This is a genomic window from Nocardia sp. NPDC004604 (assembly GCF_040609795.1).
In the GTDB taxonomy this organism is placed as follows: domain Bacteria; phylum Actinomycetota; class Actinomycetes; order Mycobacteriales; family Mycobacteriaceae; genus Nocardia.
Genome location: NZ_JBEXLC010000130.1, coordinates 1 through 24,829 on the forward strand (window position 1 = coordinate 1; position 24,829 = coordinate 24,829).

The 24,829-nt window shown below is 66.6% G+C and carries 28 protein-coding genes and 1 riboswitch; of the genes, 14 read left to right on the forward strand and 14 right to left on the reverse strand.

Annotated elements, in window-relative coordinates:
• Positions 1-122: 122 nt before the first annotated feature.
• The 3 genes from ABZW16_RS33695 to ABZW16_RS33705 all read left to right on the forward strand — a co-directional run bounded on the left by ABZW16_RS33695 (position 123) and on the right by ABZW16_RS33705 (position 2,152).
• Positions 123-875, forward strand: coding sequence for an alpha/beta hydrolase (locus ABZW16_RS33695; protein ID WP_354960174.1), 753 nt, complete (start codon positions 123-125; stop codon positions 873-875).
• Positions 876-968: 93 nt separating this feature from the next.
• A complete protein-coding gene (locus ABZW16_RS33700) occupies positions 969-1,211 on the forward strand; it encodes a hypothetical protein (RefSeq protein WP_354960150.1) in 243 nt (80 codons plus the stop codon).
• The gene (locus tag ABZW16_RS33705) at positions 1,211-2,152 is read left to right on the forward strand and encodes a sucrase ferredoxin (protein ID WP_354960151.1); all 942 of its coding nucleotides are present in this window, start codon (positions 1,211-1,213) and stop codon (positions 2,150-2,152) included. Before ABZW16_RS33700 ends, ABZW16_RS33705 begins: the two co-directional genes overlap by 1 nt.
• Before the next feature lie 103 nt (positions 2,153-2,255).
• Here the strand turns inward: ABZW16_RS33705 and ABZW16_RS33710 are convergent, their stop codons facing one another.
• Entirely contained in the window at positions 2,256-3,236 is a 981-nt protein-coding gene (locus ABZW16_RS33710; protein WP_354960152.1) for an SDR family NAD(P)-dependent oxidoreductase, read from the reverse strand.
• A gap of 154 nt (positions 3,237-3,390) precedes the next feature.
• On the opposite strand from ABZW16_RS33710, the gene ABZW16_RS33715 reads away from it, so the two are divergent.
• The 4 genes from ABZW16_RS33715 (at position 3,391) to ABZW16_RS33730 (ending at position 8,814) form a co-directional block, all read left to right on the forward strand.
• The gene (locus ABZW16_RS33715) at positions 3,391-3,846 is read left to right on the forward strand and encodes a hypothetical protein (RefSeq protein ID WP_354960153.1); all 456 of its coding nucleotides are present in this window, start codon (positions 3,391-3,393) and stop codon (positions 3,844-3,846) included.
• Between the two features lie 68 nt (positions 3,847-3,914).
• Complete coding sequence (locus ABZW16_RS33720) at positions 3,915-7,301, forward strand: error-prone DNA polymerase (protein WP_354960154.1); 3,387 nt, start codon at positions 3,915-3,917, stop codon at positions 7,299-7,301.
• A 228-nt stretch (positions 7,302-7,529) separates the two neighbouring features.
• Positions 7,530-8,627, forward strand: a complete 1,098-nt coding sequence (locus ABZW16_RS33725) for a DUF4349 domain-containing protein (RefSeq protein ID WP_354960155.1) — start codon at positions 7,530-7,532, stop codon at positions 8,625-8,627.
• A complete protein-coding gene (locus ABZW16_RS33730) occupies positions 8,584-8,814 on the forward strand; it encodes a DUF167 domain-containing protein (RefSeq protein ID WP_354960156.1) in 231 nt (76 codons plus the stop codon). Before ABZW16_RS33725 ends, ABZW16_RS33730 begins: the two co-directional genes overlap by 44 nt.
• A 20-nt stretch (positions 8,815-8,834) precedes the next feature.
• On the opposite strand, the gene ABZW16_RS33735 is transcribed toward ABZW16_RS33730, so the two are convergent.
• From ABZW16_RS33735 to ABZW16_RS33750, 4 genes are all read right to left on the reverse strand, one after another.
• A complete protein-coding gene (locus ABZW16_RS33735) occupies positions 8,835-9,299 on the reverse strand; it encodes a tRNA (cytidine(34)-2'-O)-methyltransferase (RefSeq protein WP_354960157.1) in 465 nt (154 codons plus the stop codon).
• A 106-nt stretch (positions 9,300-9,405) separates the two neighbouring features.
• Positions 9,406-9,819, reverse strand: a complete 414-nt coding sequence (locus tag ABZW16_RS33740) for a PIN domain-containing protein (RefSeq protein WP_354960158.1) — start codon at positions 9,817-9,819, stop codon at positions 9,406-9,408.
• Positions 9,816-10,067, reverse strand: a complete 252-nt coding sequence (locus ABZW16_RS33745; protein WP_354960159.1) for a hypothetical protein — start codon at positions 10,065-10,067, stop codon at positions 9,816-9,818. The genes ABZW16_RS33740 and ABZW16_RS33745 overlap by 4 nt, the downstream gene beginning before the upstream one ends.
• A 142-nt stretch (positions 10,068-10,209) precedes the next feature.
• Positions 10,210-10,755 (reverse strand): carboxymuconolactone decarboxylase family protein, encoded by a 546-nt coding sequence (locus ABZW16_RS33750; protein ID WP_354960160.1) that lies wholly within the window; start codon positions 10,753-10,755, stop codon positions 10,210-10,212.
• Between the two features lie 286 nt (positions 10,756-11,041).
• Here ABZW16_RS33750 and ABZW16_RS33755 point away from each other — a divergent pair, with 286 nt between their 5' ends.
• Positions 11,042-11,287, forward strand: coding sequence for a DUF3017 domain-containing protein (locus tag ABZW16_RS33755; protein ID WP_354960176.1), 246 nt, complete (start codon positions 11,042-11,044; stop codon positions 11,285-11,287).
• Positions 11,288-11,326: 39 nt separating this feature from the next.
• Here the strand turns inward: ABZW16_RS33755 and ABZW16_RS33760 are convergent, their stop codons facing one another.
• Positions 11,327-11,842: a hypothetical protein gene (locus tag ABZW16_RS33760; protein WP_354960161.1), complete on the reverse strand. Its 516-nt coding sequence runs from the start codon at positions 11,840-11,842 to the stop codon at positions 11,327-11,329.
• A gap of 302 nt (positions 11,843-12,144) precedes the next feature.
• Here ABZW16_RS33760 and ABZW16_RS33765 point away from each other — a divergent pair, with 302 nt between their 5' ends.
• Positions 12,145-12,285 carry a hypothetical protein gene (locus ABZW16_RS33765; RefSeq protein WP_354960178.1) on the forward strand — a complete coding sequence of 47 codons (141 nt, stop codon included), beginning with the start codon at positions 12,145-12,147 and terminating at the stop codon, positions 12,283-12,285.
• Positions 12,286-12,352: 67 nt separating this feature from the next.
• Here ABZW16_RS33765 and ABZW16_RS33770 read toward each other — a convergent pair whose 3' ends face one another.
• The 4 genes from ABZW16_RS33770 to ABZW16_RS33785 form a co-directional block, all read right to left on the reverse strand.
• Positions 12,353-13,348 carry an RNA polymerase subunit sigma-70 gene (locus tag ABZW16_RS33770; protein WP_354960162.1) on the reverse strand — a complete coding sequence of 332 codons (996 nt, stop codon included), beginning with the start codon at positions 13,346-13,348 and terminating at the stop codon, positions 12,353-12,355.
• Between the two features lie 261 nt (positions 13,349-13,609).
• On the reverse strand, positions 13,610-13,918 hold the full coding sequence (locus tag ABZW16_RS33775) for an EthD family reductase (RefSeq protein WP_354960163.1): 309 nt from the start codon (positions 13,916-13,918) through the stop codon (positions 13,610-13,612).
• Positions 13,919-13,993: 75 nt separating this feature from the next.
• Complete coding sequence (locus ABZW16_RS33780) at positions 13,994-14,986, reverse strand: zinc-binding dehydrogenase (RefSeq protein WP_354960164.1); 993 nt, start codon at positions 14,984-14,986, stop codon at positions 13,994-13,996.
• A 130-nt stretch (positions 14,987-15,116) separates the two neighbouring features.
• Positions 15,117-15,761, reverse strand: a complete 645-nt coding sequence (locus tag ABZW16_RS33785; RefSeq protein ID WP_354960165.1) for a nitroreductase family protein — start codon at positions 15,759-15,761, stop codon at positions 15,117-15,119.
• Positions 15,762-15,830: 69 nt separating this feature from the next.
• Here ABZW16_RS33785 and ABZW16_RS33790 point away from each other — a divergent pair, with 69 nt between their 5' ends.
• Positions 15,831-16,208 (forward strand): helix-turn-helix domain-containing protein, encoded by a 378-nt coding sequence (locus ABZW16_RS33790; RefSeq protein WP_354960166.1) that lies wholly within the window; start codon positions 15,831-15,833, stop codon positions 16,206-16,208.
• 240 nt (positions 16,209-16,448) lie between these two features.
• On the opposite strand, the gene ABZW16_RS33795 is transcribed toward ABZW16_RS33790, so the two are convergent.
• Positions 16,449-17,396 (reverse strand): oxygenase MpaB family protein, encoded by a 948-nt coding sequence (locus ABZW16_RS33795; RefSeq protein WP_354960167.1) that lies wholly within the window; start codon positions 17,394-17,396, stop codon positions 16,449-16,451.
• Between the two features lie 163 nt (positions 17,397-17,559).
• On the opposite strand from ABZW16_RS33795, the gene ABZW16_RS33800 reads away from it, so the two are divergent.
• The gene (locus tag ABZW16_RS33800; protein ID WP_354960168.1) at positions 17,560-18,243 is read left to right on the forward strand and encodes a helix-turn-helix domain-containing protein; all 684 of its coding nucleotides are present in this window, start codon (positions 17,560-17,562) and stop codon (positions 18,241-18,243) included.
• A gap of 76 nt (positions 18,244-18,319) precedes the next feature.
• Positions 18,320-18,739: a hypothetical protein gene (locus ABZW16_RS33805; RefSeq protein WP_354960169.1), complete on the forward strand. Its 420-nt coding sequence runs from the start codon at positions 18,320-18,322 to the stop codon at positions 18,737-18,739.
• 133 nt (positions 18,740-18,872) lie between these two features.
• On the opposite strand, the gene ABZW16_RS33810 is transcribed toward ABZW16_RS33805, so the two are convergent.
• The 3 genes from ABZW16_RS33810 to ABZW16_RS33820 form a co-directional block, all read right to left on the reverse strand.
• On the reverse strand, positions 18,873-19,985 hold the full coding sequence (locus ABZW16_RS33810) for a homoserine O-acetyltransferase (protein ID WP_354960177.1): 1,113 nt from the start codon (positions 19,983-19,985) through the stop codon (positions 18,873-18,875).
• Positions 19,986-20,023: 38 nt separating this feature from the next.
• Positions 20,024-21,373 (reverse strand): bifunctional o-acetylhomoserine/o-acetylserine sulfhydrylase, encoded by a 1,350-nt coding sequence (locus ABZW16_RS33815; RefSeq protein ID WP_354960170.1) that lies wholly within the window; start codon positions 21,371-21,373, stop codon positions 20,024-20,026.
• 83 nt (positions 21,374-21,456) lie between these two features.
• A riboswitch (SAM riboswitch) is annotated at positions 21,457-21,567 on the reverse strand.
• Between the two features lie 43 nt (positions 21,568-21,610).
• Complete coding sequence (locus ABZW16_RS33820; RefSeq protein WP_354960171.1) at positions 21,611-22,363, reverse strand: TetR family transcriptional regulator; 753 nt, start codon at positions 22,361-22,363, stop codon at positions 21,611-21,613.
• A 134-nt stretch (positions 22,364-22,497) separates the two neighbouring features.
• Here ABZW16_RS33820 and ABZW16_RS33825 point away from each other — a divergent pair, with 134 nt between their 5' ends.
• On the forward strand, positions 22,498-23,991 hold the full coding sequence (locus ABZW16_RS33825) for an MFS transporter (protein ID WP_354960172.1): 1,494 nt from the start codon (positions 22,498-22,500) through the stop codon (positions 23,989-23,991).
• Between the two features lie 289 nt (positions 23,992-24,280).
• Positions 24,281-24,829, forward strand: a 549-nt coding sequence (locus tag ABZW16_RS33830; RefSeq protein ID WP_354960173.1) for an isocitrate/isopropylmalate family dehydrogenase, incomplete at its 3' end; no start/stop codon positions are given.

Genomic DNA, 24,829 nt, shown 5'->3' on the forward strand with positions numbered 1-24,829 from the left:
TCCGAGTCGTCGAAGCGCATGCGCCGAAGGCGCGAGTCTCGACGGCTCGGACGCGAGACCAAGGGGGCCGCGAACACGCCGCGCCCGCGCGGCCGATAACAGAGCCGGTAACCTCGGAAATCGTGGATCTCACGGTGACCAGGGCTGCGTTCGACGGCGTGCAGATCGCCTATCGGGATTCCGCGGTCGGCGCTGGCACGCCGGTCGTGTTGGTGCACGGCATGGGCGGGGACGGGCATACCTGGGATCGGTTCGCGCACACATTGGTGCGGTCCGGGCGGCGGGTCATCATTCCCGATCTGCGCGGACACGGGCGTAGTGCGCATACCGAGTCGTATCTGTTCGCCGAATTCGGCGTCGACGTGCTGAACCTGTGTGACCGGCTCGGATTGGATTCGGTGGATCTGGTCGGGCATTCGCTGGGTGGTTATGCGGTCTCCTGTGTCGCGCAGGAGCGGCCCGAGTTGGTGCGGCGGCTGGTCATCGAGGAGTGTCCGATGCCGCTGCGCTCGGGCGATGAAGAGGTGAAGCTGACCCGTCGCTTTCCGACGATTCCGGAACTCTGGCACGCCACCACCAGCCTGATCCGGCATCCGCGCGCGGTGCTGGCCTTCGATCGCTCGATGACGCGGACCGCGCTCGAGCAGTTCCGCAAACCGAATCCGGAGTGGTGGGATCGGCTCTCCGATATCACCGCGCCCACCCTGGTGCTGCGCGGCGGGCCCGGCGGCATGGTCGATCCGGAAAAGCTGACGACCATGCGCACCGCCATCCAGAACTGCGCGGTGGCCGCCTTCAGTTGCGGTCACAGCATTCACCGCGACCGCTACCGCGAATTCGAGGCCACCGTTCTGCCATTCCTTGCCGCGTACTGAGCCGCACCCTGGTCCCGGCGTTCCGACTCACAATCGACGTGGATTTCGCCGTGCGTGGCGCGGTCCCGGGGTGGCGGATTCTAGAGTGAAGCGATGTCCGTGCTAGACCGTCCGGTTCTGTTTCTCGCCGACGAGCAGTCGTTCCGCGACTGTCTCGTCGACAACCACCCCTCGGTGGACGGGGTCCGGCCGCGCTTCGCCAAAAAGGGCTCCGGACGCAATCAACAGCGCGCCGACGTCGGCTATTTGCTCGCCGACGCCGGGAAACCCGAGACCAGGGCGCAGCGCATCGAGAAGTGCGTACAGCGGTTCGTCGACGGACAGACGTTGGACTGATGGCCGGATTCGAAGGAATGCTGTGCTCGGCTGCGGCCGCGGTCGATGTGCCCCTGCCCGGCACGGCAACTCGGGTGACGGGGTGGCTGTGCGTCGAGCAGCCGGGTGCGTGGGGGCGGGATGTGATCGGTGACGAGGTGCTCGGCCGGGAGATCACCGCCGAACTCGCCGCCCGCACGTCCGCGGCGAAGGCGCGCCCGACGCTGATCCGGCGACCGGGACGCAGCGAATTCACCGGCACCCGAACGGTTTTGCTCGCCAGTTCGGGTGCGCAGGGCTCCTGGTGTGAGCGCTTCGAGATCACCGATCTGAAGCAGCTGCTCGAGCTGGACCTGCGACTGTTGAACGGACCGCCGCCGGGAATCGGCGCGCCCGTGCATGATCCGTTGATCCTGGTCTGCGCGCACGGGAAACGCGATCAATGCTGTGCGCTGTTCGGCCGCCCGATCGCCGCAAATCTGGCCGCGGACTATCCGGACCAGGTCTGGGAGTGCTCGCACACCGGCGGCCATCGTTTCGCTCCGGCCATGGTGCTGCTGCCCTCCGGTCTGACCTATGGCCGCGTCGATACCGCGGCCGCCATCGCGGCGGTCGAGGCCGCGCGCCGCGGCACCGTCTCGCTGGCCGGTCTGCGCGGTCGCAGCGGGCATGGGCCGGTCGAGCAGGTCGCCGAAATCGCGGTACGCGAACAGGTTTCGGCGGGCGTCGGTGATCTCACCGTCGGACTCGAAACAGACTCCGCCGCAACCGATCCCACCCTCGCCGGGGTCGCGGTGGTAACCCATCGCGACGGCCGCCGCTGGCGCGTGACGGTTCATACCGTCGGATTGCCTCCGCGCCAGGCCAGTTGCGGTGCCGCCCCGAAACCCGTCACCGCGCTCGTCGCCGACCGGATCCAGTCTTTGACCACAGGCGCGGTCAACAGCCTCGTCTCCGGCTGAGAACGCCGAACGGGACATGGCCGCGGCGGTCTTCGAAAGCCACCGCGGCCATATCCCGTTCGCGGCGACCTTTATCGCCCCCTGCGGGATGAAGGTCGCGGGATCACCAGTGGGTGCCGGGGACCCAGCGGGCGGCGCGGCGCACGGCGGTGCCGGTAACCCGGCGGGCGGGCGACAGCGGACGCGGTTCACGCCGCGGAGCAGGGGGCTGCGCGGGTTCGTCGTCCGCGGCATCCACCTGCTCGCCCTTGGCGGCGGGTGAATCGGGCAGGGCGCGGTAGTAGCGGTGCAGGATGCGGTCGCGAATCTTCGGGGCGAGCAGCGCGCCGTATTCGGCGAAGGTGCCCAGCGGTACGTCGATGCGCTTGGGCCGTTCGGTCAGCGCGCGCACAATGGTGGCCGCCGCCCATTCGGGCGATTCCGACGGTCCCTGATCACCGCTCGGTGCGATCATCGGGGTGCGCACCAGCGGCATGTGGATGGTGGTGAAGGTGACGCCGTCGGCCATGGTTTCGACCGCGGCGACCTCGGTGAACTTATCCAGCGCCGCCTTGCTCGCGAGATAGGCGGAAAAGCGCGGGGTAGCCACCTGCACGCCGGCACTGCTGATATTGACGATGTGGCCGAACTTGCGCTCGCGCATCTGCGGCAGCAGCGCCAGTGTCAATCGCAGTGCGCCGAAGTAATTGACCGCCATGGTGCGTTCGAAATCGTGCAGCCGGTCGGTGGAGCGGTGGATGGCGCGGCGGATGGAGCGGCCCGCATTGTTCACCAGCATGTCGACGTGGCCGTATTCGTCCAGGATGGTCTTGACGGTGCGGTCGACGGAATCGGAATCGGTTACGTCACATTGGTATCCGTAGGCGGTGCCGCCCTCGGCCCGGATCTCCTCGACCACGGCCGCCAGTTCGTCGGCGCGCCGGGCGAGCAGGAAGACGATGGCGCCCTTGTCCGCGACGGCCAGCGCGGCGGCCCGGCCGATGCCGGAGGACGCGCCGGTGATGAGCACATGCCGCCCCGTGAGGTCGCGGCTGCGCCGGATCTGCCCGCGCAGGTGGGTGTCGTCAGCGGAAGCTCGGGTCATCGCTGCTCCTTTGCAGGTCGAGTTGGCATGAACTTACTCTGAAGTAAGTTTACCTGCCAAGTGCGGTTCGTCACGTCGAGCGTTCGAACCGGGGGCGCGCCGAGGTGTTCGAGTCGGCCTCGAATCTATCGAACATATGTGCGATACTCTGCGCATGGCGGACGATCGGATGGCGGAAGTCTTTGCCGCGGTGCGGCTCTCCGGCAGTGATCCGGAGGCGGCGCGGCGAATGCTGGAGGGATTGTGGGACGAGCTCGGCGACGGTGGAGATCCGTTGCAGCGCTGTGTGATTGCGCATCACCTTGCCGATCTGCAGAATGCGGCCGAAGATGCGCTGCGCTGGGATCAGCGCGCGCTGGCCGCGGTATTCGGCCCCGGCGTTCCGCTCGATGAGGGGCTACGCGGATTCCTGCCCTCGCTCTACCTGAACCTCGCCGACAGTCATCGTCGCGTGGGTGACTTCGATGTGGCCTATATGCAGTTGACCATCGCGCGGGGCCATCTCGATGTCCTCGCCAACGACGCCTATGGCGCCGTGATCCGCTCGAGTCTGGGCAAGGTCGAGGCCGCGCTGGCCGGGAAGTCGACGGAGCCGCTCCCGGCCGCCTGATTCGGCGGGTGTCCACACCTCCCTCGCAATTCGAATGTATGTTCGACTATGTGAGGAGGTGATGTGTCATGGGTTGGAGCAACGGCCCGCCGACCTGGGCGGAGATGGAGCGGGTGCTCTCCGGGCGTCCCGGCCGGACGAATCCGGATGCGATGTATCCCGGCGACGGTGGCGACAGTCCGGCGTGGTCGCGCAAGCGCGGGGAGTATCGGGCCGAGCCGGTCGAACCAACCGGTGCACCGGTGGTGCCCTACGCCGAGTTGCACGCGCATTCGGCCTACAGCTTTCTCGACGGTGCGAGTCAGCCGGAGGAGCTGGTGGAGGAGGCGGTGCGGCTGGGGCTGGAGGCGATTGCGCTCACCGACCACGACGGCTTCTACGGAACCGTGCGCTTCGCCGAGGCGGCCAGGGAATGGGGTATGCCGACGGTCTTCGGATCGGAGTTGTCGCTCGGATCGCAGGGGAGCTCGGAGTCCGTGCGGCGCGGTCGGTCCGTGCGTGGTCCGGTGGCCGAGGGCCATGCGGGCGCCCCGGATTCGATGCCGCGTACCGGTGCGCCGGATCCGGCCGGTCCGCATCTATTGGTCCTGGCCCGCGGCCAAGAGGGCTACCGTCGCCTGTCCCGCGAGATCGCGGCAGCGCATATGGCCGCGGGCGAGAAGGGCATCCTGCGCTACGACCTGGACGCGCTCACCGCGGCGGCGGACGGGCACTGGCACATCCTGACCGGCTGCCGCAAAGGCCATGTGCGCCAAGCCCTCGACCACGATCTGCGGGCGGGGGATACCCGGCTCGTGCGGTCGGAGGCCGCGCTGTGCGATCTGACCGAGCGCTTCGGCAGCGACCGGGTGAGCGTGGAACTCACCCACCACGGCATCCCCGAGGACGACGAACGCAACGCCCTCCTGATCGCACTCGCCGACCGCCTCGGCCTGCCCGTATTGGCCACCACCGGAGCCCATTTCGCCGCACCCGCGCAGCGTCGCCGCGCCATGGCGCTCGCGGCCATCCGGGCGCGCCGGAGCCTCGACGAGATCGCTGGCTGGCTGGCGCCGACCGGCGGTGCGCATCTGCGCTCCGGTGCGGAGATGACGCAGCTGTTCGCCGCCTGTCCGCAGGCGGTGGCGAATGCGGTGACGCTGGCCCGCGAATGTGCCTTCGATCTGAAGTTGATCGCGCCGAAGCTGCCGCCGTTCGATGTGCCCGCTGGCCATGACGAGGCGTCGTGGCTGCGTGAACTCACCCTGGCGGGCGCCGCTCGGCGCTACGGCCCGCCGGAGGGAAATCCCAAGGCGTATCGGCAGATCGAGCACGAACTCGCGATCATCAACCGGATGAAGTTTCCGGGCTACTTCCTGGTGGTGCACGATATCGTCAGCTTCTGCAAGGACAATGACATCCTGTGCCAGGGCCGGGGTTCGGCGGCCAATTCGGCCGTCTGCTATGCGATCGGCATCACCAATGTTGATCCGGTCGCCGCCGACCTGCTGTTCGAACGATTCCTCGCACCCGAGCGCGACGGCCCACCCGATATCGACGTCGATATCGAATCCGATCGCCGCGAAGAAGCGATCCAGCACGTTTACACCAGGTACGGCCGGGAGTATGCCGCTCAGGTGGCGAATGTGATCACCTATCGCGGTAAGTCCGCGGTCCGCGATGCCGCACGCGCACTGGGCTTTTCGCCTGGACAGCAGGATGCCTGGAGTAAACAGGTCAGCCGCTGGACGGGAGTCGGGACCGAGAACGGCACCGATATTCCCGCCGAAGTGCTGGAGCTGGCCGCCGAAATCGAGGGTCTGCCGAGGCATCTGGGCATCCACTCCGGTGGCATGGTGATCTGTGACCGGCCCATCGCCGATGTCTGCCCGGTCGAGTGGGCGCGCATGCCCGGTCGCAGCGTGCTGCAGTGGGATAAAGATGATTGTGCCGCAATAGATCTGGTGAAGTTCGATCTGCTCGGCCTCGGCATGCTCTCCGCGCTGCACTACATGATCGATATGGTGCGCGAGCACAAGGGCGAAACGGTTGAGCTGCACAAGCTGGACCTGACCGAAGCCGCCGTCTACGACATGCTTTCGCGCGCCGATTCGGTCGGGGTGTTCCAGGTGGAGTCGCGGGCGCAGATGGCCACCCTGCCCCGACTGCGGCCGCGGAAGTTCTACGACCTGGTGGTCGAGGTGGCGCTGATCCGCCCCGGCCCGATCCAGGGTGGCTCGGTGCACCCCTACATCCGGCGCCGCAATGGCCTCGAGAAGGTGCGCTATGACCATCCGGCGCTGGAGAATTCGCTGGAACGCACGCTCGGCGTGCCGCTGTTCCAGGAACAGCTCATGCAGATGGCCATCGATGTCGCCGGTTTCACCGCCGCCGAGGCCGATCAGCTGCGCCGTGCCATGGGTTCCAAACGCTCCCCGGAACGCATGGAGCGCCTCAAGGGCAGGCTGTATCAAGGCATGCGCGATCTGCACGGCATTACCGGGGATGTCGCCGACCGCATCTACGAGAAGCTCTACGCCTTCGCGAATTTCGGCTTCCCGGAAAGCCATTCGCAGAGCTTCGCCTCGATCGTGTTCTACTCGGCATGGTTCAAACTGCACCATCCGGCGGCCTTCTGTGCCGGACTGCTGCGCGCCCAGCCGATGGGTTTCTACTCCCCGCAGTCATTGGTTGCCGACGCCCGCAGGCACGGCGTTCTGGTGCACGGCCCCGATATCAACGCCAGCCGTGCCGAACCCACCCTCGAAAACCGCGGTACGGAGGTGCGTCTCGGTCTCGCGGCGATCCGGCACATCGGCACCGACCTTGCCGAACGCATTGTCGCTGCCCGCTCGACGGATCCGTACACCTCATTTCTCGACCTGACCGGACGGGTGGAACTCACCGTTGCCCAAGCCGAATCCCTCGCCACCGCAGGCGCTTTGGGCTGTCTCGGCAGCACCCGCCGCGAGGCGCTGTGGGCGGCGGGCGCCGCGGCGGGCGAGCGCCCCGACCGCCTCCCCGGCACCGGCGCCGCCACCACCGCACCGGCTCTGCCCGGTATGAGCGAACTCGAATTGGCCGCCGCCGACGTCTGGGCCACCGGCGTCTCTCCGGGCAGCTATCCCACCGAATTCCTACGCCCCCAACTGGATGCGCTCGGCGTCATCCCGGCCGCCGGACTGCTCGATGTGCCCGACGGCTCCCGTGTCCTGGTCGGCGGCGCTGTCACGCACCGCCAGCGTCCCGCCACCGCCGCCGGTGTCACCTTCCTCAACCTGGAGGACGAAACCGGCATGGTGAATGTCGTCTGCTCCGTCGGCCTCTGGACCCGCTACCGCCGCTTGGCCCAGAGCGCCACCGCCCTGCTCATTCGCGGCCGGGTCCAGAACGCCGAGGGCGCGGTCAGCGTCGTCGCCGAACATCTACAGCGCATGGACCTCCGCATCGACTCGAAGTCGCGCGACTTCCGTTGATGCTCAGAACATTCCGTTTGCATCGACGGCCTGCTCCGGGACCGGCTGGATGACATCCCGGTGTTCGACCAGCTTGCCCTCGTCGAGGCGGAAGATATCCGATCTGGCCGCCGCTCGCCGCTCAGATCGAACGATTCCTCGTCGAACTGGTCGGTATCGCTCCGACCTCGGCGGACGGCCCGCGACGAGCTTCGTGACCGAAGGCACTACAGCGGCTACCCTGCGTCCATGCGGAAGCTTGCTGTGCTGGTGATCGGCCTGCTGGGTGTGACGTTGCTGGTCGGCTGTGGTGATGAGAAGGGCGGCGACAGTACCGGTTCGGGGCGGTCGAGCCTGGCGACCATCGCGCCGATGGCGCCGCCGCCGAGCCTGCGCGAGGGATCCCCGACGAAGGGCGATACCGGCGGGAACACCGTCGAGTCGCGCAAGGAGGTCATTACCGGCAGCGTCGATATCACCGCGGGGGATCCGATCAAGGCGGCCGGTCAGGTGACCGATCGGGTGCGCGAGGTCGGCGGGCGGGTCGACAGCCGCACCGAGCAGCCAGGGACCGACGACACCGATCCGGAGGCCACGCTCACCGTTCGGGTGCCCGCGGATAAGACGGATAAATTCATCGACGGCCTCAGTGGCGTCGGCCGGGTCACCCGGATGAGCACCAACCGCGATGACGTCACCACGCAGTGGGAAGACCTCGACGCCAGGATCAAGGCGCTGCAGGCCTCGGTCGACCGGCTGCGCGCGCTCATCGCCGGGGCGACCAATACCGCGGATCTCATTGCCGCCGAACAGGCGCTGTCGAGTCGTCAAGGCGAACTCGACAGCCTCACCGCGCAGAAGCGCCATCTCGACGATCAGGTCGCGCTGTCCACACTCACCATCGAAATCACCACCGAGGACAAGAAGTCCGATGCGGGTCCGTCCAATTTCTGGGACGGCATCGTCTCCGGCTGGCATTCGCTGGTGGATTGGCTGAAGGACGCGGTCGTATTCACCGGGAAGGCGATTCCGTGGCTCGGGTTCGTCGTGGCGATCGGCGCGGTGGTGTGGGGTGTGGTGCGGGGCGTACGGCGTGTGCGCAAGGGTGGGGCCGCGAGTCCGGAAGAATCCACCGGCGGGGCCGATACCTCCGCAGCGCTGGTCCGTGCTGGCGCAACGGCAGCGGAGGGTGCCGACGCAGGTGTGAGTGCCGGGACGGGTGCGGGCGCTGACAAGGCGAAGGGCACTGACACGGCGAAAGGCGCTGGGACGGCGAAAAGTACTGGGACGATAGGAGATACAGGTGCCGACGGTGGTCAGGGCAACGATCAAACCGAACAGCCGTAAGGGCCCACTCGTCGAAATCCTCGACGACGGCACCCTGCAGCTGTACGTCCGCGCTCCCGCCGTGGAAGGCAAGGCGAACAAGGCCGCCATCGAACTCCTGGCCGAACACTACGGCGTTCCCAAATCGGCCGTCCGCCTCGCCGCGGGCGCGACCTCGCGCTTCAAACGCTTCGAGGTCGACCGCTGAAACTCATTCCGGCACAGGCGTTATACCGCGCCCGGAAAACCGGACTGGCGCCAAGCCTCGTACACGGTGACGGCGGCGGCATTGGACAGGTTCATCGAGCGGCGACCGGGCAGCATCGGAATGCGCAGTCGGTCGGTGACGTGCGGATCGTCGAGCACCTCCGCGGGCAACCCCGTCGGTTCGGTGCCGAACAGCAGCACATCACCCTCGCGATACGCCACATCTGTATACCGCCTGCTCGCCTGCGTCGTGAACGCGAACACCCGCTCGGGCCGCACCGCATCCCATGCCGCCGCGAGATTCTTGTGCACCGTCACCGAAGCCAGATCGTGGTAATCCAATCCCGCCCGCCGCAACTTCGCCTCCGAAAGATCGAACCCCAATGGCTCGATCAGATGCAGCTCACACCCCGTTCCGGCGACCAGGCGAATCGCATTGCCGGTATTACCCGGGATGACTGGCTCGTGAAACATCAGACGGAACACCAGTGCAGTCAACCAGGTGCTTGCACAGCTGGTTCGCCGACCTACCGCCCGCCCTGCTCCCACTCACGGCGAGGCCGGGGCGCTAAGGCTTGGGAACAGGAGTTGGTTAGTCGGGCAGTAGCCGAAGCGGTGCGCGGTGGCGGGTTCGGACGGCGCTGAAGTGTCGCCGATCCAAGGTTGCCACCTCGCCCACATCGAATCGTTCGGCGACGGCGATGACAGACGCGTCGACTGCTCCCAGCGGGAAGTCGGCATACTTCCGGACAAGTTCGGCCATCCGCAGAAGATCAATCCGTGTGAGATCGACCAGTTTGATTTCGTCGTTCGCGATTGATTCCAGAAATTTGGCCTCAGCCTCCGGTCCGACGCGAGTTTCCAGGAAATAGCAGACCTCTCCAAGCACCGGGCCGGGTATGAGTAGCGGCCCAGCGTGCAGCTCGAGGAGATCCAGACAGCGTCGATGATCGGCGTCGTTGCTATTGAGTACCGCAACGAGTGGGCCTGTGTCGCAGACGATCACTCGGCTTGCCCACCACGTTCCTCGCGCAGGACTTCCTCTGACTTCGCGGCGAGATCGGACTCGGCATGCATCAAGCCTGCGAAGGAGAGACGCCTGCGCCGCTCACCGATCAGTTCACTTGCTGGGCTACGTTCAGTGGCATCAGAGACGACTAGTTGTAGGGCGACGGCGCGCAGTGCATGTGCTTGGTCCGGCGTGAGCCGATCGACCAAGCTGTGCAGGTCGTCGTAGTCATGCGCTGCGGTCATAACGCTGATTCTAAGGGCGTGCCACCGTCCGCGCCCGCGCCATCAATGAGTCAAACCGTAGACGATGTTCTAATCGTGAAACATCAGACGGAGCACCAGTGCAGTCAACCAGGTCGGCCGGGCTGGCCGGGAACGGCGTGGTCTACTTCGCCGGGCGCTCCGGCAGGGCGCATGCCCCGCCTTCGGCCATACCGGTCGGGCGGACGCCGAGCCCCTGGTTGTGCCGGGCGCGCTGGTTCTCCCAGGCGATGGTGGCCGCCAACTCGGCAAACTGTGCCTTGGACAGGTGGGTCAGCAATTGGGCGCGCAGGTCGTCGATGCCGACGGCGGGGGTGGCGGTCATGGCCTCGGCGAAGGAGATGACCAGCTTTTCCAGGTCGGTGTAGGCATCGCTGGTGCGGTAGCGCGGCAGGTCGACGAGCTTTTGTTCGGTGAGACCGCTCGATTGCGCCAGTGCCGAGCCGATATCCAGGCAGAACTCGCAGTTCACCAGCCCGGCGGTCTTCAGTTCGGCCAGTTCCTTGAGCTTCGGATCCAATTGGTTGCTGAACAGCATTGCTGTCTCGTAGCCAACCGTGCCGAACAGGATCTGTGGACGGCGGATGAGCCAGCCGAACAGGTCGGATCGGTTCCGTTTCGCCTGCCGAAGCGCCCGTACATAGTGCCGAATCCGGGTCAGTGCTCGCATTGTCCGTACCCCCTTGTGCCGGATGGATTCTTCATGTTGAAACTACGCCGCGTAGTAGGTGGGGGCAATGTCTGATTTAACACGTGCCACTTGCCACGAAACCTATTGCGGGACAGTAGCTATGAACGGCCACTCGGTGCGTGGATGCGCCGACGCATCGTACTGCTGCGAGCGGCGGCGGGCCGTCTGCAAGAATCGGGGCGTGACCGACGTGGACTCGACTGCCAGCGAGCGGCAGTCCGACAGGAACAGCCCTGGTGAGCAGTTCCTGCGCTGCCACCTGCCGATGCTGGTTGTGACGGCGGTCATTCTGCTCGCGGTCGTCTTCGTGGCCTGGGACCGGTGGCGTCGTGGCGCGCTGTTCTTCGGCGGTGCGACACTGCTCGCGGCCACATTCCGGTTGTGCCTGCCGACCGCGCGGGTCGGACTGCTCGCGGTGCGTAGCAAGCCCTTCGATGTTGCCGCGCTGAGCATCCTCGGCGCCGCCATCGTCTTCATCGCCGCCACCATCAACACCCTCGGCGTCAGCTGAGACGCAACGACTTTCGCCGTATCCGGCGGTGCCGACGCACTAGTTGTGGCAGGTGTCCCTGTCGTTGTAGAGCATCAGCTGGGTGACCTTGGCATCGGCCGGCATATTCCGGTAGATGCCGAGGAAGCCGTAGTGTGCGGAGTGGTCGGGGACCGCGGCGGAGCTCCAGTTGTAGCCGATCTCGAGCGTCGGATAGGCGGCGCGGACTTCGTCGACGGTGGAGCCGACGCCGATGCCCTCGGGGGTGCGGGCCGCAAGTCTGCCGGGCATGATCGCGACTATTTCGCCGTTATTGGTAAAGCCCTGCCAGCCCGCGCGCGCGGTGTATCGGCCGCAGCCGGGCGGATCGTTGGTGTCGGCGAAGGCGGCGATTTCCCCGGTGGCCTCGGCCTCGGCGCGGTTCATCCCGAGTCGCAGCTTGCCGAAGCCGAGCGGGCCGAGGGCGGTCGGCGCCGGGGCCACCGTGGTCGACACCGCTACCGGGCTGGTCGCGGCGGGCTCGTCCGAGCACGCCGTCGCACCGGTGAATACCGCGCCCAGCAGCGCGAACGTCATGACGGCACGATGAATACCCATGGTCTACCCCCAATTTCGTCCATGAACCGGAATGCCCGTCGACTCGACCGGGCGCGATATCGGCCCAGTCTGCCCATCGGCGACTCGCCCCGTCAAGGCGGCATCCATAGGCCGAGGTGCAGCCTATGCGTCACCGCCATTCCGCGATGTCGGCTGAGGCGCAACGACTTTCACCTCGCGACACCACCCCTCCCGACGTAACCCACTGGCGGAACGCCCTCCGTCGGGTGCTGCGCCGATGACCAGCCCCGCAGGCTCGTTCTTGCGGCATGCCGCCGAGCATGCACCGCGTCGTGGGTGCGGCCTCCGGTCAGGACGAGGACACCCCGCCGCCGAATACCGACGCCGGTCGCGCCGCGGCGATGCGTCCACCGCGGGCGGAGCCGCGCCGCCGCCGCGCCCGAGACGCCGCCGCCGAGTAAATCCCGCCGGCTGCGCTGGATCGTGCTGGCGGTCGCCCCGGTGTGCCGTCGGTACGCCGAGCCAGGGTCAGTCCGCGAGCACATCCGGGAATCCGAACGTCGCGACCAGTGCGGGATCCTCGAACGCGATCACCCGGGACACACCGGCGGCGGTCGGGGCCAGCACCACGGTGCCGCTCGCCCGGAGTTCGCCATCCCCGTCCCGGCGGTACACAACGGCTGCCGGTTGGCCGTTGGCAGTGGTGGGGATCATCCGCCAGTCGCCCGGCGTGCCGAGCACGTACGCGTCGAGCATGTGGATGCACATCGCCCGGCCCGCCTGCCATTCGCGGAATGGCGTCGCTTCCAGCGTGGCGTCCGTCCGTAGCACCTGTTCCAACAGGTTGGCGTCGGAGCGCTCGAAGGCCGCGATATAGCCGTCGAGTAGCGCGCGTGCCCGCTGGTCGGTTGGTTCGAGCAGTTCCTCGGGCTCCGGCTCCAGCTCGTTGAGCCGAGCGCGGGCGCGCTGCAGACCGCTCTTGACCGCGGCCGCGGTGGTGTCGAGGATCTCCGCGGTCTCGGCCGCGGAGAACGCCAGCACCTCGCGCAGGATGAGGATCGCGCGCTGGCGGGCGGGCAGATGCTGCAGGCTTGCGATGAGTGCCAGCCGCAGCGACTCGCGTGCGACTACCACTGCGGCCGGATCGTCGTCGGCCGGGGCGATCCATCTGTCCGGCAGCGGTTCCAGCCACGAGACCTCGTCCGGCGCAACGGAACTCGGCGGACGGTCGGGTCCGTCGCAGGGACCGGACAGCCCCGAGGGCAGCACCCGGATCCGCTGCCGCTGCAACGCCGTCAAGCAGACATTGGTAGCGATCTTGTAGAGCCAGGACCGAATCGACGCGCGGCCGTCGAAGCCGCCGTAGAACCGCCACGCCCGCAGATAGGTCTCCTGCACCAAATCCTCGGCATCGTGCGCCGAGCCGACCAGGCGGTAGCAGTGCGCCAACAGCTCCCGGCGGAACCGCTCGGTCTCGGCGACGAAGTGGTCTCGGTTCGGTGCCGTCCCCGCGTGCGACGTCATGCGGCGAGCCTAAGCCGGTCCGCGGGTCGGCGTCGGGCCGTCCAGCACAGGTCGGCCGCCGGAACCGTCAACCGCCGGTACAACTGCACCACCATCGACTGCTTGCACACCATGGGCTGCTCCTTCTCACGACCGGCCCCGCTGGTCGGGACTGTCGCCCATTACGACCGCCACGCCGCGGCGAAGGAATCGAACCGCAGGTCAGCCGGTATTCAGGCGGAGGCAACCGCCTGTGACGTCACCGGCAGGGCGCGGGGGTGATCACGTGTCTTCGAGTTGGACGATCATGCCGCGAATCGTGGTGTATCGGGAAAGATTCGTGATGGGGTCTTCGGCCGTCCTGTCGCCGGCTTCGGAGCCCAGCGCCGCGCCAAGCGATTCCATGTCGTCCCAGTCGAGCATTGCCACCAGGTAGCAGGGCTCGCCGATCACCGGCATCGCATCGTGGCTGATCGTGTATCGCCGCAGGCCGGGAAGCTGCTTGGCCAGCGGAATATGAACTTCGCGATAGTGACGTTCGAACGCCTCGATATCCGACGGCTTGTCGTACATCACCACGAATCGCGCCATATGCGCGGTGGTCTGCCGGTTCTGCATTTCTGTGCTCACTTGTTCCGCTCCTCAGCTCGAGGGATGGCTGGGGTTTCAGGGCAGCAGAGCCAGTTTGCCGACGGTGGCCCTGGCTTCCAGTTCCGCGAGCGCTTTCGAGCCGTCGGCCAGTTCGTACGTGGTCGGGCGGCCAGGGGTGAGCACGCCGGCGGCGATGAGCGCGGACAGCTCACCCATGAGCTCACCGAAGAGCTGCGGTGCCGACTGGATCAGCACGCCGATATTGAGACCGATGATCTGGACCTGGTGCTTGTACACCAGCTCCCAGTTGGTGATCGCGGCTTCGCCGCCCGCCACGCCGTAGACGACGACCCGACCGGTGACCCGCTTGGTGGCGGCCAGGCTGGCGGCGAAGGTGGCCCCGCCCGCCGACTCCAACACCAGATCGGCACCGGCGCCGCCGGTCAGCCGCAGCACCTCGGCGGCGAGGTCGCCGCCGAGGGAGTCCAGCACGTGGTCGGCGCCCAGTGCCAGCACCGTCTCGTGCTTGCCCGGCGAGGCGGTGGCGATGACCGTCGCGCCGTAGTGCTCGGCCATCCTGACCGCGGCTTGGCCGGTCGCGCCCGCCGCGGCGTGGATCAGCACGGTCTGCCCTGCGGCGATGCCGCCCAGAGGCCTGAGTGCTGCCAACGCGGTGGGCCAGTTCACGACCAGACCCAGCGCCTGCGGTGCCGTCCAACCCGCGGGCACCGGCACTGCCGCGGCCGCGGGCAGCACCATGTACTCGGCGAAAGCACCGTCGCCGACGCCGACGACATGGGCTCCCGGTTGCGGGCCGGTCACCGCGTCGCCCACGGCGACGACCTCGCCGGCAGCCTCGAAACCCGCCAGGTACGGCGGCCGCGGGCCGCCCAGGAACGTGCCGTAGGCCCGCGAGATATCGGCGAAGTTGACGCCCGCGGCGCCGACCCGGATCAGGACCTCGCCCCGGCCGGGCACCGGCACCGGCGCGTCGGTGATCAGACACATGTCCTGTGGACCGTTGAGGGAGGTCTGCCGCAGGGCGCGCATGGTGGCGGGGATGCTCATCGTGATCAGCCTTCTTTCTCGGTGCGTGATCGAGACCGGCCCGTCCAGCGGGCCGCTCCTTCCACCATGTAGACCCCGGCCGCTGCGGAAAGGAATCGGCTGCCCCGACGTATCAGCGCCGAATGCGGAGTCAGCTCGACGGATAGCGTTCGGCGAATACCATGCGCTCGCGTGGGCGACGGCCCGGGTGCGGCGGGGTGGTGTCGCTGTAGCCGACCGCGACCATGACCGCGATGGCGAGGTCGGGACGGTCATCGATGCCGATGGCCTGCTTGACCAGGTTCGGGTCCCAGCCGTTCATCGGCGCGGAGGACAGACCGAGGCTGGTGGCGGCGAGCATGACGTAGGTCGCGGCGATCATCGCATTCTTCACGGCGTTCTCGCGGAGCAGTCCGCGCTCGCGCAGCGAGTGGAATTCGGCGCGCGCGGCGAACATCGCGGTGAACTCCGCATTCCACGCGCCATTGCGAACTGCCAGTTCGGCGATATCGGTGTTCTCCGCCGCCCAGGCTGTCGTCTCGGCAACGAAGACCAGCACCACCGGCGCCTCCAGCGGTTGCGGCTGGCCGAAGGCGGCGTTCGACAGTTCGCGGCGACCGGATGCGCTGGTCACCACCACGATCGAACGGTCCTGCATATTCCAGGCGGTGGGCGCCTCCACCGCCAGATCCAGCAGTTCGGCGAGCAGTTCGGGCGGCACCGGATCCGGGCGGTAGTGGCGGGTGGTGCGGCGAGTGCGGATCGCGGCGGGAACCGAAAGTGTTTGTGCGTTCATGATTCTTACTATTGGAGAGTGGCGCACTAATGGGAAGACAGCACTTGTTGGTGCGCTACACTCCAAAAGGTGCGTACGGTGATCGAGGCCAGTGGGCTGCCTGCCGATGTCTACTCGGCGAAATGCCCCACCCGACAGGTGCTCGACCATGTCGCGGGCAAATGGACCGTGCTGATCGTGGACGCCCTCGCCGACGGAACCATGCGCTACACCGATCTACACCGCCGCATCGAGGGCATCTCGCAGAAGATGCTCACCCAAACGCTGCGGCAACTCGAGACCGACGGATTCGTCACGCGCACAGTGCATCCCACGGTTCCGCCCCGCGTCGACTACGACCTCACCGACCTCGGCCACAGCCTGCGCACTCCGATTGCCGCGCTGCGCGATTGGATCGAGGTCAATATCAATCGCATCGAGGAAGCTCGCCGCCGCGTTGCGGGCTGACCGGTGGAATGCGGATTCGCCAGCTGCGCAACATATCTCGTAGCTGTACGACATCCACCCCGGCAACAAGGCGACCCTGCGGCGGTCAACACCACCGCGTTGCGCCCTGGCCGCCGGACCGGACGATGCGGTCGGACCATTGGAAGGATGGATGCGCTGCATCAGGCGAATTTCGCAGCGATCGCGAGCCTATCTCGGCAGCCGGTTCGATTATCCCTGAACGGAATTCGGGGGGCAGCGCTAGCTCGCACCGGCGACCGCACGCCGCCCACGCCCGCCGTACAACCGCCGCGCCTCGCTCGGCGTAACCGTCTCCGGTCGCGTCGGCGATTCGCCCTTCAGATGCTGTTCCAGAATCTGACCCGCCATCGGCGCGATGTACGGCGCGGCGACGATCAGTCCGAACGAGTTGAACGCCTTCGTGCCCCACACGATGATCTTGGCGGCCGGGTGAACCGCTAGATCCACGATTCCGGGCCGATCGAAGCGACCGAGCTTACGCATCCACTTCGGCAGCGTGGCAACCGAAGCCAGCGATAGCAACCGACTGCCGAGGGCATAACTGATCCCGGCGCCATTGCGCGGGGAGGTCCACAGCAGGTGATGCATGCCCTCCTCGGCACGCTCGGAGGTGCACAGGCGCGGGCGGACCTTCGCGAAGTAGGCGCGCACCTCCTCGCGCGAGCGCGGCACCTCCTCCGGCTTGCAGCTCTGCAGCTCGGCGGCGATCCCGCACTCCTGCCAGTAGCGCGCCTCCTCCTCGGGGCCGAGCGGCCCTGGTCCGAAGACCTCGTAAGCCTTGAGTACCGAATGCCAGCCGGTGATGTGGATCCACAGCTGGGTTTCCGGGCTGTTCGCGCTGTAGCGCTTACCGCTGATCGGTTCGATGCCGGTCATCGGGGCGTGCACCTGCATCAGGTGTTCCGAGGCCTGGATGGCGGTGCGGCCGTCGGCGATCGCGACGAGCAGGAAGTAGGCGAAGGTGTGGTCGAGGCGGCTGCGCGGATCGGTGTAGATGCCCTGCGAGTCGGCGACGGCCGCGGTCAGAAATGGATCGAAATGCTCGAGGACGACCGCGCGCTGGAAGCCGATTACGGCGGTCGGTGCGGTCCAGATCTTCCAACTGGGCGAATCGGGGCCGAAGAAACCGTAGTCGTCCCGGCGAAGTGTGGTCGGATCGAAGGCCATCTGCTGCTCCTTTGCCTGCTCGCCTTCCCTGAGCGGCGAATACAACGCAACCGTAGCAATTACGATCGGACAATACAACGGGCCCGTAGCATTTATCTGCGGACGGATTCCGAATCCGTGGCCGGTGCTGACAGGATGGACGCGGAATGGAGGTGAACCGACAGTGACCGAATCGCGTTCCGCGTCGAAGCAGGCCGCATCGAACCGCCCGCGACGGCGATACGCGCCCCGCCTGCCGCCCGACGAGCGTCGCGCCCAACTGCTCGACGCCGCCTACGCGGTGCTGAGCCGAATGGAACTGCACGAACTGAGCATGGAGGCGGTCGCGCACGAGGCGGGTGTCGGAAAACCGGTGCTGTACACCGTGTTCAAGACGCGCGCCGAACTCGTTGCCGCACTATTGGAACGCGAACGCGAGCGCGGCCTGGAACAGGTGGCCGCGACGCTGCCGACCGATCTGCTCGGCGCGGATCCCGTCGTGGTCGCCTCCGCGACTGTTGCAGCGTTTGTCGGTGTCGCACTGGAGAATCCGACGCGCTGGCGGCTGATCCTCGCCGGACCGGGCACTGCCCCCGACGAATACCGTGCGGCACTTGTCGATTCGCGCACCGGCGTCTTCGATCAGGCCGAGTCGCTGGTGCGCATGGGTATGGCGGTCGATTCGCGCTGGGCGGGGATGGATTCCGGACTGCTCACGAACTCGCTATTGAGCGTTGCGGAAATGCTCGGCAGGCTCGCGGTCAGCGCACCCGAGGAATACCCCCGCGAGCGACTGGAAGGCTTCGTCCGCTCCATCGTGCGGTTGCTCGTCGGCGCGCCCGACGCAGCCACACCGCGAGCTGAATAATGTTGCGGTCCAACTCGATTAGGTTTCCCAGCCCGGAAGACATGGGCACGCCGATGGGAATGGCATGATCTCGATCGTGACCAATCGACGACTTCCCGCACTCGCGCTGACCGCGCTTCCGGCCATCGCGATCACCTTCGGCTCGGGCGCCACCGCCACTGCCAGCGGGCTGGAGCCCCCGGTGATGGAAGAGGTCTTCGCGCTGACGGGAACCGTCTCGGCGAAGTTCCACAACCCGAACGACCGTGGCGTGTGCTGGGTCTACAACGCCGACACCGGCGAAATCTTCGGCGGCAACAACCCCACCTCCTTCGCCATCGCCGACGGCAAGATGGTCCAGACCTCCCTGGGCAACGGCAACCTCCCCACCGGCCAGGTACACCTCCGCGGCGCCTGCGCCTTCGACCGCCCAACCGGCAACCACGACTACGCCTCCACCACCGACATCATCACCATCGACGTCACCGGCAAGCCGAGCACCGGCAGCTTCGGCTGACCCACCCGAACGCCGAATAGCCCCCGGGCCCAGCAGTCCGGCCCGGGGCGCTGTTGTCCGACCAACCGATCGCGGACAGACCGGAGTCGCGTGGCGGCACCGATGCCGAACCGCTGACTATCGCGGCGAGAGTTCAGCGAGTGCGGCTGATTCGGGCCAGGCGCATGGTTTCGGTCAGCAGCTTCGAGACCGCTGCCGCTTCGGTCAGGAAGCCGTCGTGTCCGTCGCGGGAGTGTACGATCTCCAAACCTTCGCAGCCGGGGAGGCCGTCGGCCAATTCCTGCTGGGTTCGCAATGGGTACAGGCGATCGGAATCGACACCGCCGACTACGCACGGGACCGGGGTGGCGGCCAGCGCGGCCGATACGCCGCCGCGGCCGCGGCCGATATCGTGCCGGTTCATCGCCTCGGAGAGCAGTACGTAGGTGGCGGGATCGAAACGGCTACAGAGCTTTTGGGCCTGGTGGTCCAGGTAGCTCTGCACCGCGTAGCGGCCGCCGTGCCACGGATCCTCATCGCCCTGCGCGTGGTTCTCGAAGCGGTGATCGAGTTCGCCCTCGGTCCGGTAGGTCAGGTGCGCGATGCGCCGGGCGATGCCCATGCCGGTCATGGGGGCGCGGTCGGTGTCGTGGTAATCGCCGCCCTGCCAGTCCGGATCGGCCTTGATGGCGGCGATCTGCGTTGTCTGCGTGCCGATCTGGTCGGCGGTGGCGCGTGCGCCGACGGCCAGCACCAGTGCGGATCCGACCCGCTCCGGAGCGCCGACCATCCACTCCAGCACGCGCATGCCGCCCATCGAACCGCCGACGACGGCGGCAAGGCGCTCGATGCCGAGCAGATCGAGCAGCGCCGCTTCCGCGGTCACCTGATCGCGGATGGAGATCTCCGGAAACCTTGCGCCCCAGGGCTTTCCGTCCGGCGCCAGCGATGACGGCCCGGTGCTGCCCTTGCAGCCGCCGAGCACATTCGTCGCGATGACGCACCATTCGTCGGTATCCACCGGCGCACCGGGACCGACCATGCCGTCCCACCAGCCGGGCAGCGGGTGGATATCGTCGGGCACCCCGACGACGTGCGAGTCACCGGTCAGCGCGTGCTCGACCAGCACCACATTGTCCAGCGTGGGGGAGAGCTCGCCCCAGCGCTGCACGGCCAGATGGACGTCCGGGATGATCGCGCCGTTCTCCAGCCGCACATCCCCGATGGCGATGATGCCGAGCCGCCCGTCCGGCGGTGGCAGGGCCACCGCGGACGAACGGGCGGTACTCGGGTCGGCACTCACAGTCACGTCGTGGCCGCCGCGAAACCGGCTCGCAGATCGGCCAAGATGTCATCGATCCCCTCGATACCCACGGCGAGCCGGACCAGCCCGGGGGTGACGCCGGAGGCCAGTTGCTCAGCGGGCGTCAACTGCGAGTGTGTCGTCGACGCCGGGTGGATTACCAGAGAACGCACATCCCCGATGTTAGCTACATGGCTGTGCAGGGCTAACGCGTCCACGAACTTCTTGCCCGCATCGACGCCGCCGCGCAGCTCGAACGCGACGATCGCGCCCGCGCCCTTCGGCGCCAGCTCGGCGGCGCGTCGATGCCACGGCGAGGATGGCAAGCCCGCGTAGAACACCGATTCCACGGCCGGATGTGTGCTCAGGAATTCGGCCACCGCCTGTGCGTTGGCGACGTGACGCTCCAACCGCAGGCTCAGTGTTTCGATGCCCTGACTGATCAGGAACGCGTTGAACGGCGATACCGCCGCACCGAGGTCACGCAGCAGTTGCACCCGTGCCTTGAGTGCGAAGGCCGGAGCGCCGAGATCGGCGAAGACCGCGCCGTGGTAGCTCGGGTCCGGGGTGGTGAAACCGGGGAAGCGGGATTCACCCTGCGCGTCGCGCACGGTCCAGTCGAAGGTGCCGCCGTCGACGATCACGCCGGCGACCGCTGAACCGTGCCCGCCCAGGTACTTGGTTGCGGAATGCACGACGATGTCCGCGCCGTGGGCCAGCGGCTGGATCAGATACGGGGTCGCGACCGTATTGTCAACGATCAACGGCAGGCCCGCCGCGTGTGCGATCGCGGAGATGCCGCGGATATCGAAGATCGCGCTGCTGGGGTTGGCGATGGTCTCGCCGTAGAAGGCCTTGGTATTCGGCCGGATTGCCGCGCGCCACTGCTCGAGGTCGTCCGGATCCTCGACGAAGGACACCTCGATGCCGAGCTTGGGCAGCGAGTAGTGGAACAGGTTGTAGGTGCCGCCGTAGAGGTGCGGGCTGGAGACGATGTGATCACCAGCGGCGGCGAGATTGAGGATCGCGTAGGTCTCCGCGGCCTGACCGGAGGCCAGCAACAGCGCGGCCACACCGCCCTCCAGGGCGGCGATGCGCTGCTCGACCACGTCCTGGGTCGGGTTCATGATCCGGGTGTAGATATTGCCCGGCTCGGCCAGCCCGAACAGCGCGGCCGCGTGATCGGTGTCGCGGAAGGCGTACGAAGTGGTCTGGTAGATCGGGAGTGCGCGTGCGCCGGTGATCTCGTCGGGGGTCTGGCCCGCGTGGATCTGCTTGGTCTCGAAGGACCACTGCGCCGGATCGGTTCCGGCGGCGTCGATATCGGTCGCGGACGCGTTGGGGTCACTCATGTCTTGCTCCAAAGAGGTTGTTCGCCAGCAGGTTTCAACGGGATGCGGGTGACGTACAACAACACATGGCGGGAACCTCCTGAAGTGCGCGCTTGCTCTCGGCTTTCGAGAGCCCGGTCATCACCCGGAGCACCCCACCGCAGCTGGAGGGTTGCCGTCCAGCAAGCCGGGGCTTCGCGCTGGCACTCATGACCTGACCGACATGGTAACCGGAGTGCGGTCGTCGGCCGAAATCCGTTACCGGTTTTCCGCCGCGGCGGCGTCGGTGCGCCCGGTGCATACCCGCATGAACTCGTCGAATGATGTGGTGAACGCATTGCGGGCGTCGGCAGCGGCGGCCGAGGCGTCGGCATCGTCGAAGATCGAGTTCGTACATTCCATGCTGAGATGACCGATCAGCTGCCACGCGCCGACCACCAGTCGCACCGGCAGCGCGTCGGGCTGGGTGTCGAGTCGCTCGGCGATCACATCGGCGATCGCGGCGTGCTTATCGTCGGCGAGTTCCATACTCTGCGCGCTGACCGTCGGACTGCTGCGCAGGATCCGCTGCATCTGCTGGAAGCGCCGGAACGAGATGGGGCCGTCGACGCTTTCCGCGGCGTGATCGACGACCTGCAGGAATGCCTCGCGCAGCGATTGCAGTTCATTGCCGGTGACCGGAAGTTCGCGCAGGCATTCGGCGATGGCCAGGCCGAAATCCTTGACCGGCCCGAGGACGATGTCCTCTTTACTGTCGAAGTATCGGTTGATGGTGCGCGGTGAAACGTCCGCGCCGTTCGCGATCTGCTCGACCGTCGTCGCGTCGAATCCTTGTGCGTCGCACAGGTCCAATGCGACCTCGATGATGCGCAGCCGGGTCTGCTGCTTCTTGCGTTCGCGCAATCCCACGCTCGCGCCGCCGCTGGACGCACCGGGCCCCGGGTTTGCTGGGGCGCGCACAGCATCGTTGGCCGCGGCGCTCGCGACGATCGGCGTTGATGACTCGAGCATGTCCCCATGCTATCGCAATCGGGACATTTCGTGTCCTTTACGGCCAAATGTCCGAGTGCGACATTTTTCTCTTGACGACAAATGTCTGTCGATGACAGGATGACTGCACGACTTCAGACGGCTAGGAGAAGACAGTGAGCGAGACCGCGACAGTGGTGGAAGTTCCGGAAAGACAGGCCAGCTCGACGCGCTGGCTGGCGCTGGGGGTGATTGCATTGGCCCAGCTCATGGTGGTTCTCGACGCCACCATCGTGACCATCTCGCTGCCCTTCGCGCAGCAGGATCTCGGTATCAGCGACGGCAACAGGCAGTGGATGCTCACCGCATACACGCTGATCTTCGGCGGTCTGCTGCTGCTCGGCGGACGGCTGGCCGACTACATGGGGCGGCGCCGAGTCTTCATCGTCGGCATGATCGGCTTCGCCGGGGCATCCGCGGTGGCCGGTCTGGCGCAGAACGGCGCCGAGCTGTTTGCCGGGCGTGCGCTGCAGGGCGCGTTCGCGGCATTGCTCGCACCGGCGGCGCTGTCATTGCTCTCGGTGACCTTCACCGAGGCGAAGGAGCGTGCGACCGCCTTCGGCGTCTTCGCCGGAATCTCCGCGGGTGGTGCGGCGCTCGGCCTGATCGTGGGTGGCGCGCTGACCGAGTACGCCTCCTGGCGGTGGTGCCTGCTGGTGAACACCCCCGTCGCATTGCTCGCGCTGCTCGGCACGCTGGCGTTCGTGGTCAAGGATGTGCCGACCCCGCGTACCGGCGGCTATGACGTCCCGGGTGCGGTCACCGTGACGCTCGGTCTGATCGCCATCGTGTACGGATTCAGCCGGGCCGCCGAGGACGGCTGGCTGGCCGGGAGCACCCTCGGGCTGCTCATCGTCGGTGTCGCACTGCTGATCGCCTTCGTCGTCATCGAGCGTCGCTCGACGAATCCGCTGCTGCCGCTGCATATTCCGGGTGAGATCAACCGCGGCGGCGCCTTCATCGCCGCATTGCTGATCCCGATCGCCATGTTCGCGATGTTCCTGTTCCTGAGCTACTACTTCCAGATCACCCTCGGCTACTCGTCGCTGAAGGCCGGCTTCGCCTTCCTGCCGTTCCCGGCGGGCATCGCGATCTCCGCCGGTGTCACCAGCGCGCTGCTGCCGAAGCTCGGCCCGCGTCCGCTGATGGTGGCGGGTGCCGTGCTCGGTGTGCTGGGGCTGGTGTGGCTGGCACAGCTGAGCTTCGGCGACAGCTACGCGGCCAGTGTGCTGCCCGCGCAGGTGCTGATCGCTCTCGGCATGGGCCCGCTGTTCGTCGGCATGCAGACCGTCGCGCTGCATCAGGTCGAGGAGGAGGATTCGGGTGTGGCCAGTGCGCTGCTGAACGCGGCCCAGCAGGTCGGCGGTGCGGTCGGTACCGCGCTGCTCACCACGATCTCGGTGCAGACGGCCAAGACCTTCGCGCAGAACAACCCGGCGGTCGACAACCTGATGGCCCGTGCCTCGATCCACAGCTACGATGTCGCGTTCTATGTCGGGGCCGGATTCTTCCTCGCCGCAATTCCGGTGATCGCGTTGATGATTCGGGACAAGCCGGAAAACCTGATCGAGGGATCCGAGGAGGGCGCGCGGATTCCGCTCGCGGTCTGATCATGAAATAGCTTGTCCGGGCGTCCTTCGGGATACCCGGGCATTGCTATTTCGCGGTGGTGCACGTCACTGCCGACCTACTTGTCGGTAACAATTTCGAGCGTCTTCACATCGGGGGCTGCCCGCGCGGTGCGGTCAATGGCAGCAGTACGCTTGTCTTGTTTGCACCACATGTCCCGCGGACAACGCGGGACATATACGTTGTCTGTTGGAACAGCTAGGGTCCGCTCACAAGCGTGTTCGCCTGGCCGTGCAATGAGGGCACCATCCTAGGAGGACACGAAGATCCATGTCCAAGATCAAGGTTGAAGGCACAGTCGTCGAACTCGACGGCGACGAGATGACCCGGATCATCTGGCAGTTCATCAAGGACAAGCTGATCCACCCCTATCTCGATGTGAACCTGGAGTACTACGACCTCGGTATCGAGTATCGGGACAAGACCGACGACCAGGTCACCATCGACGCCGCGAACGCCATCAAAGAGCACGGCGTCGGTGTCAAATGTGCCACCATCACCCCCGATGAGGCCCGGGTCGAGGAATTCGGCCTGAAGAAGATGTGGCGCTCGCCCAACGGCACCATCCGCAATATTCTCGGCGGCACCATTTTCCGCGCGCCGATCATCATCTCGAATGTGCCGCGTCTGGTCCCCGGTTGGACCAAGCCGATCATCATCGGCCGTCACGCGTTCGGTGACCAGTACCGCGCCACCGACTTCAAGGTGTTCGAGGGCGGCACGGTAATTCAAGTATTACTCGCAGTACTGTTTTTACTTACAGGTATTAAGATATATTCTGGTAAGATGGCTCATGAGTTTAAACGTTTCGGATACCCG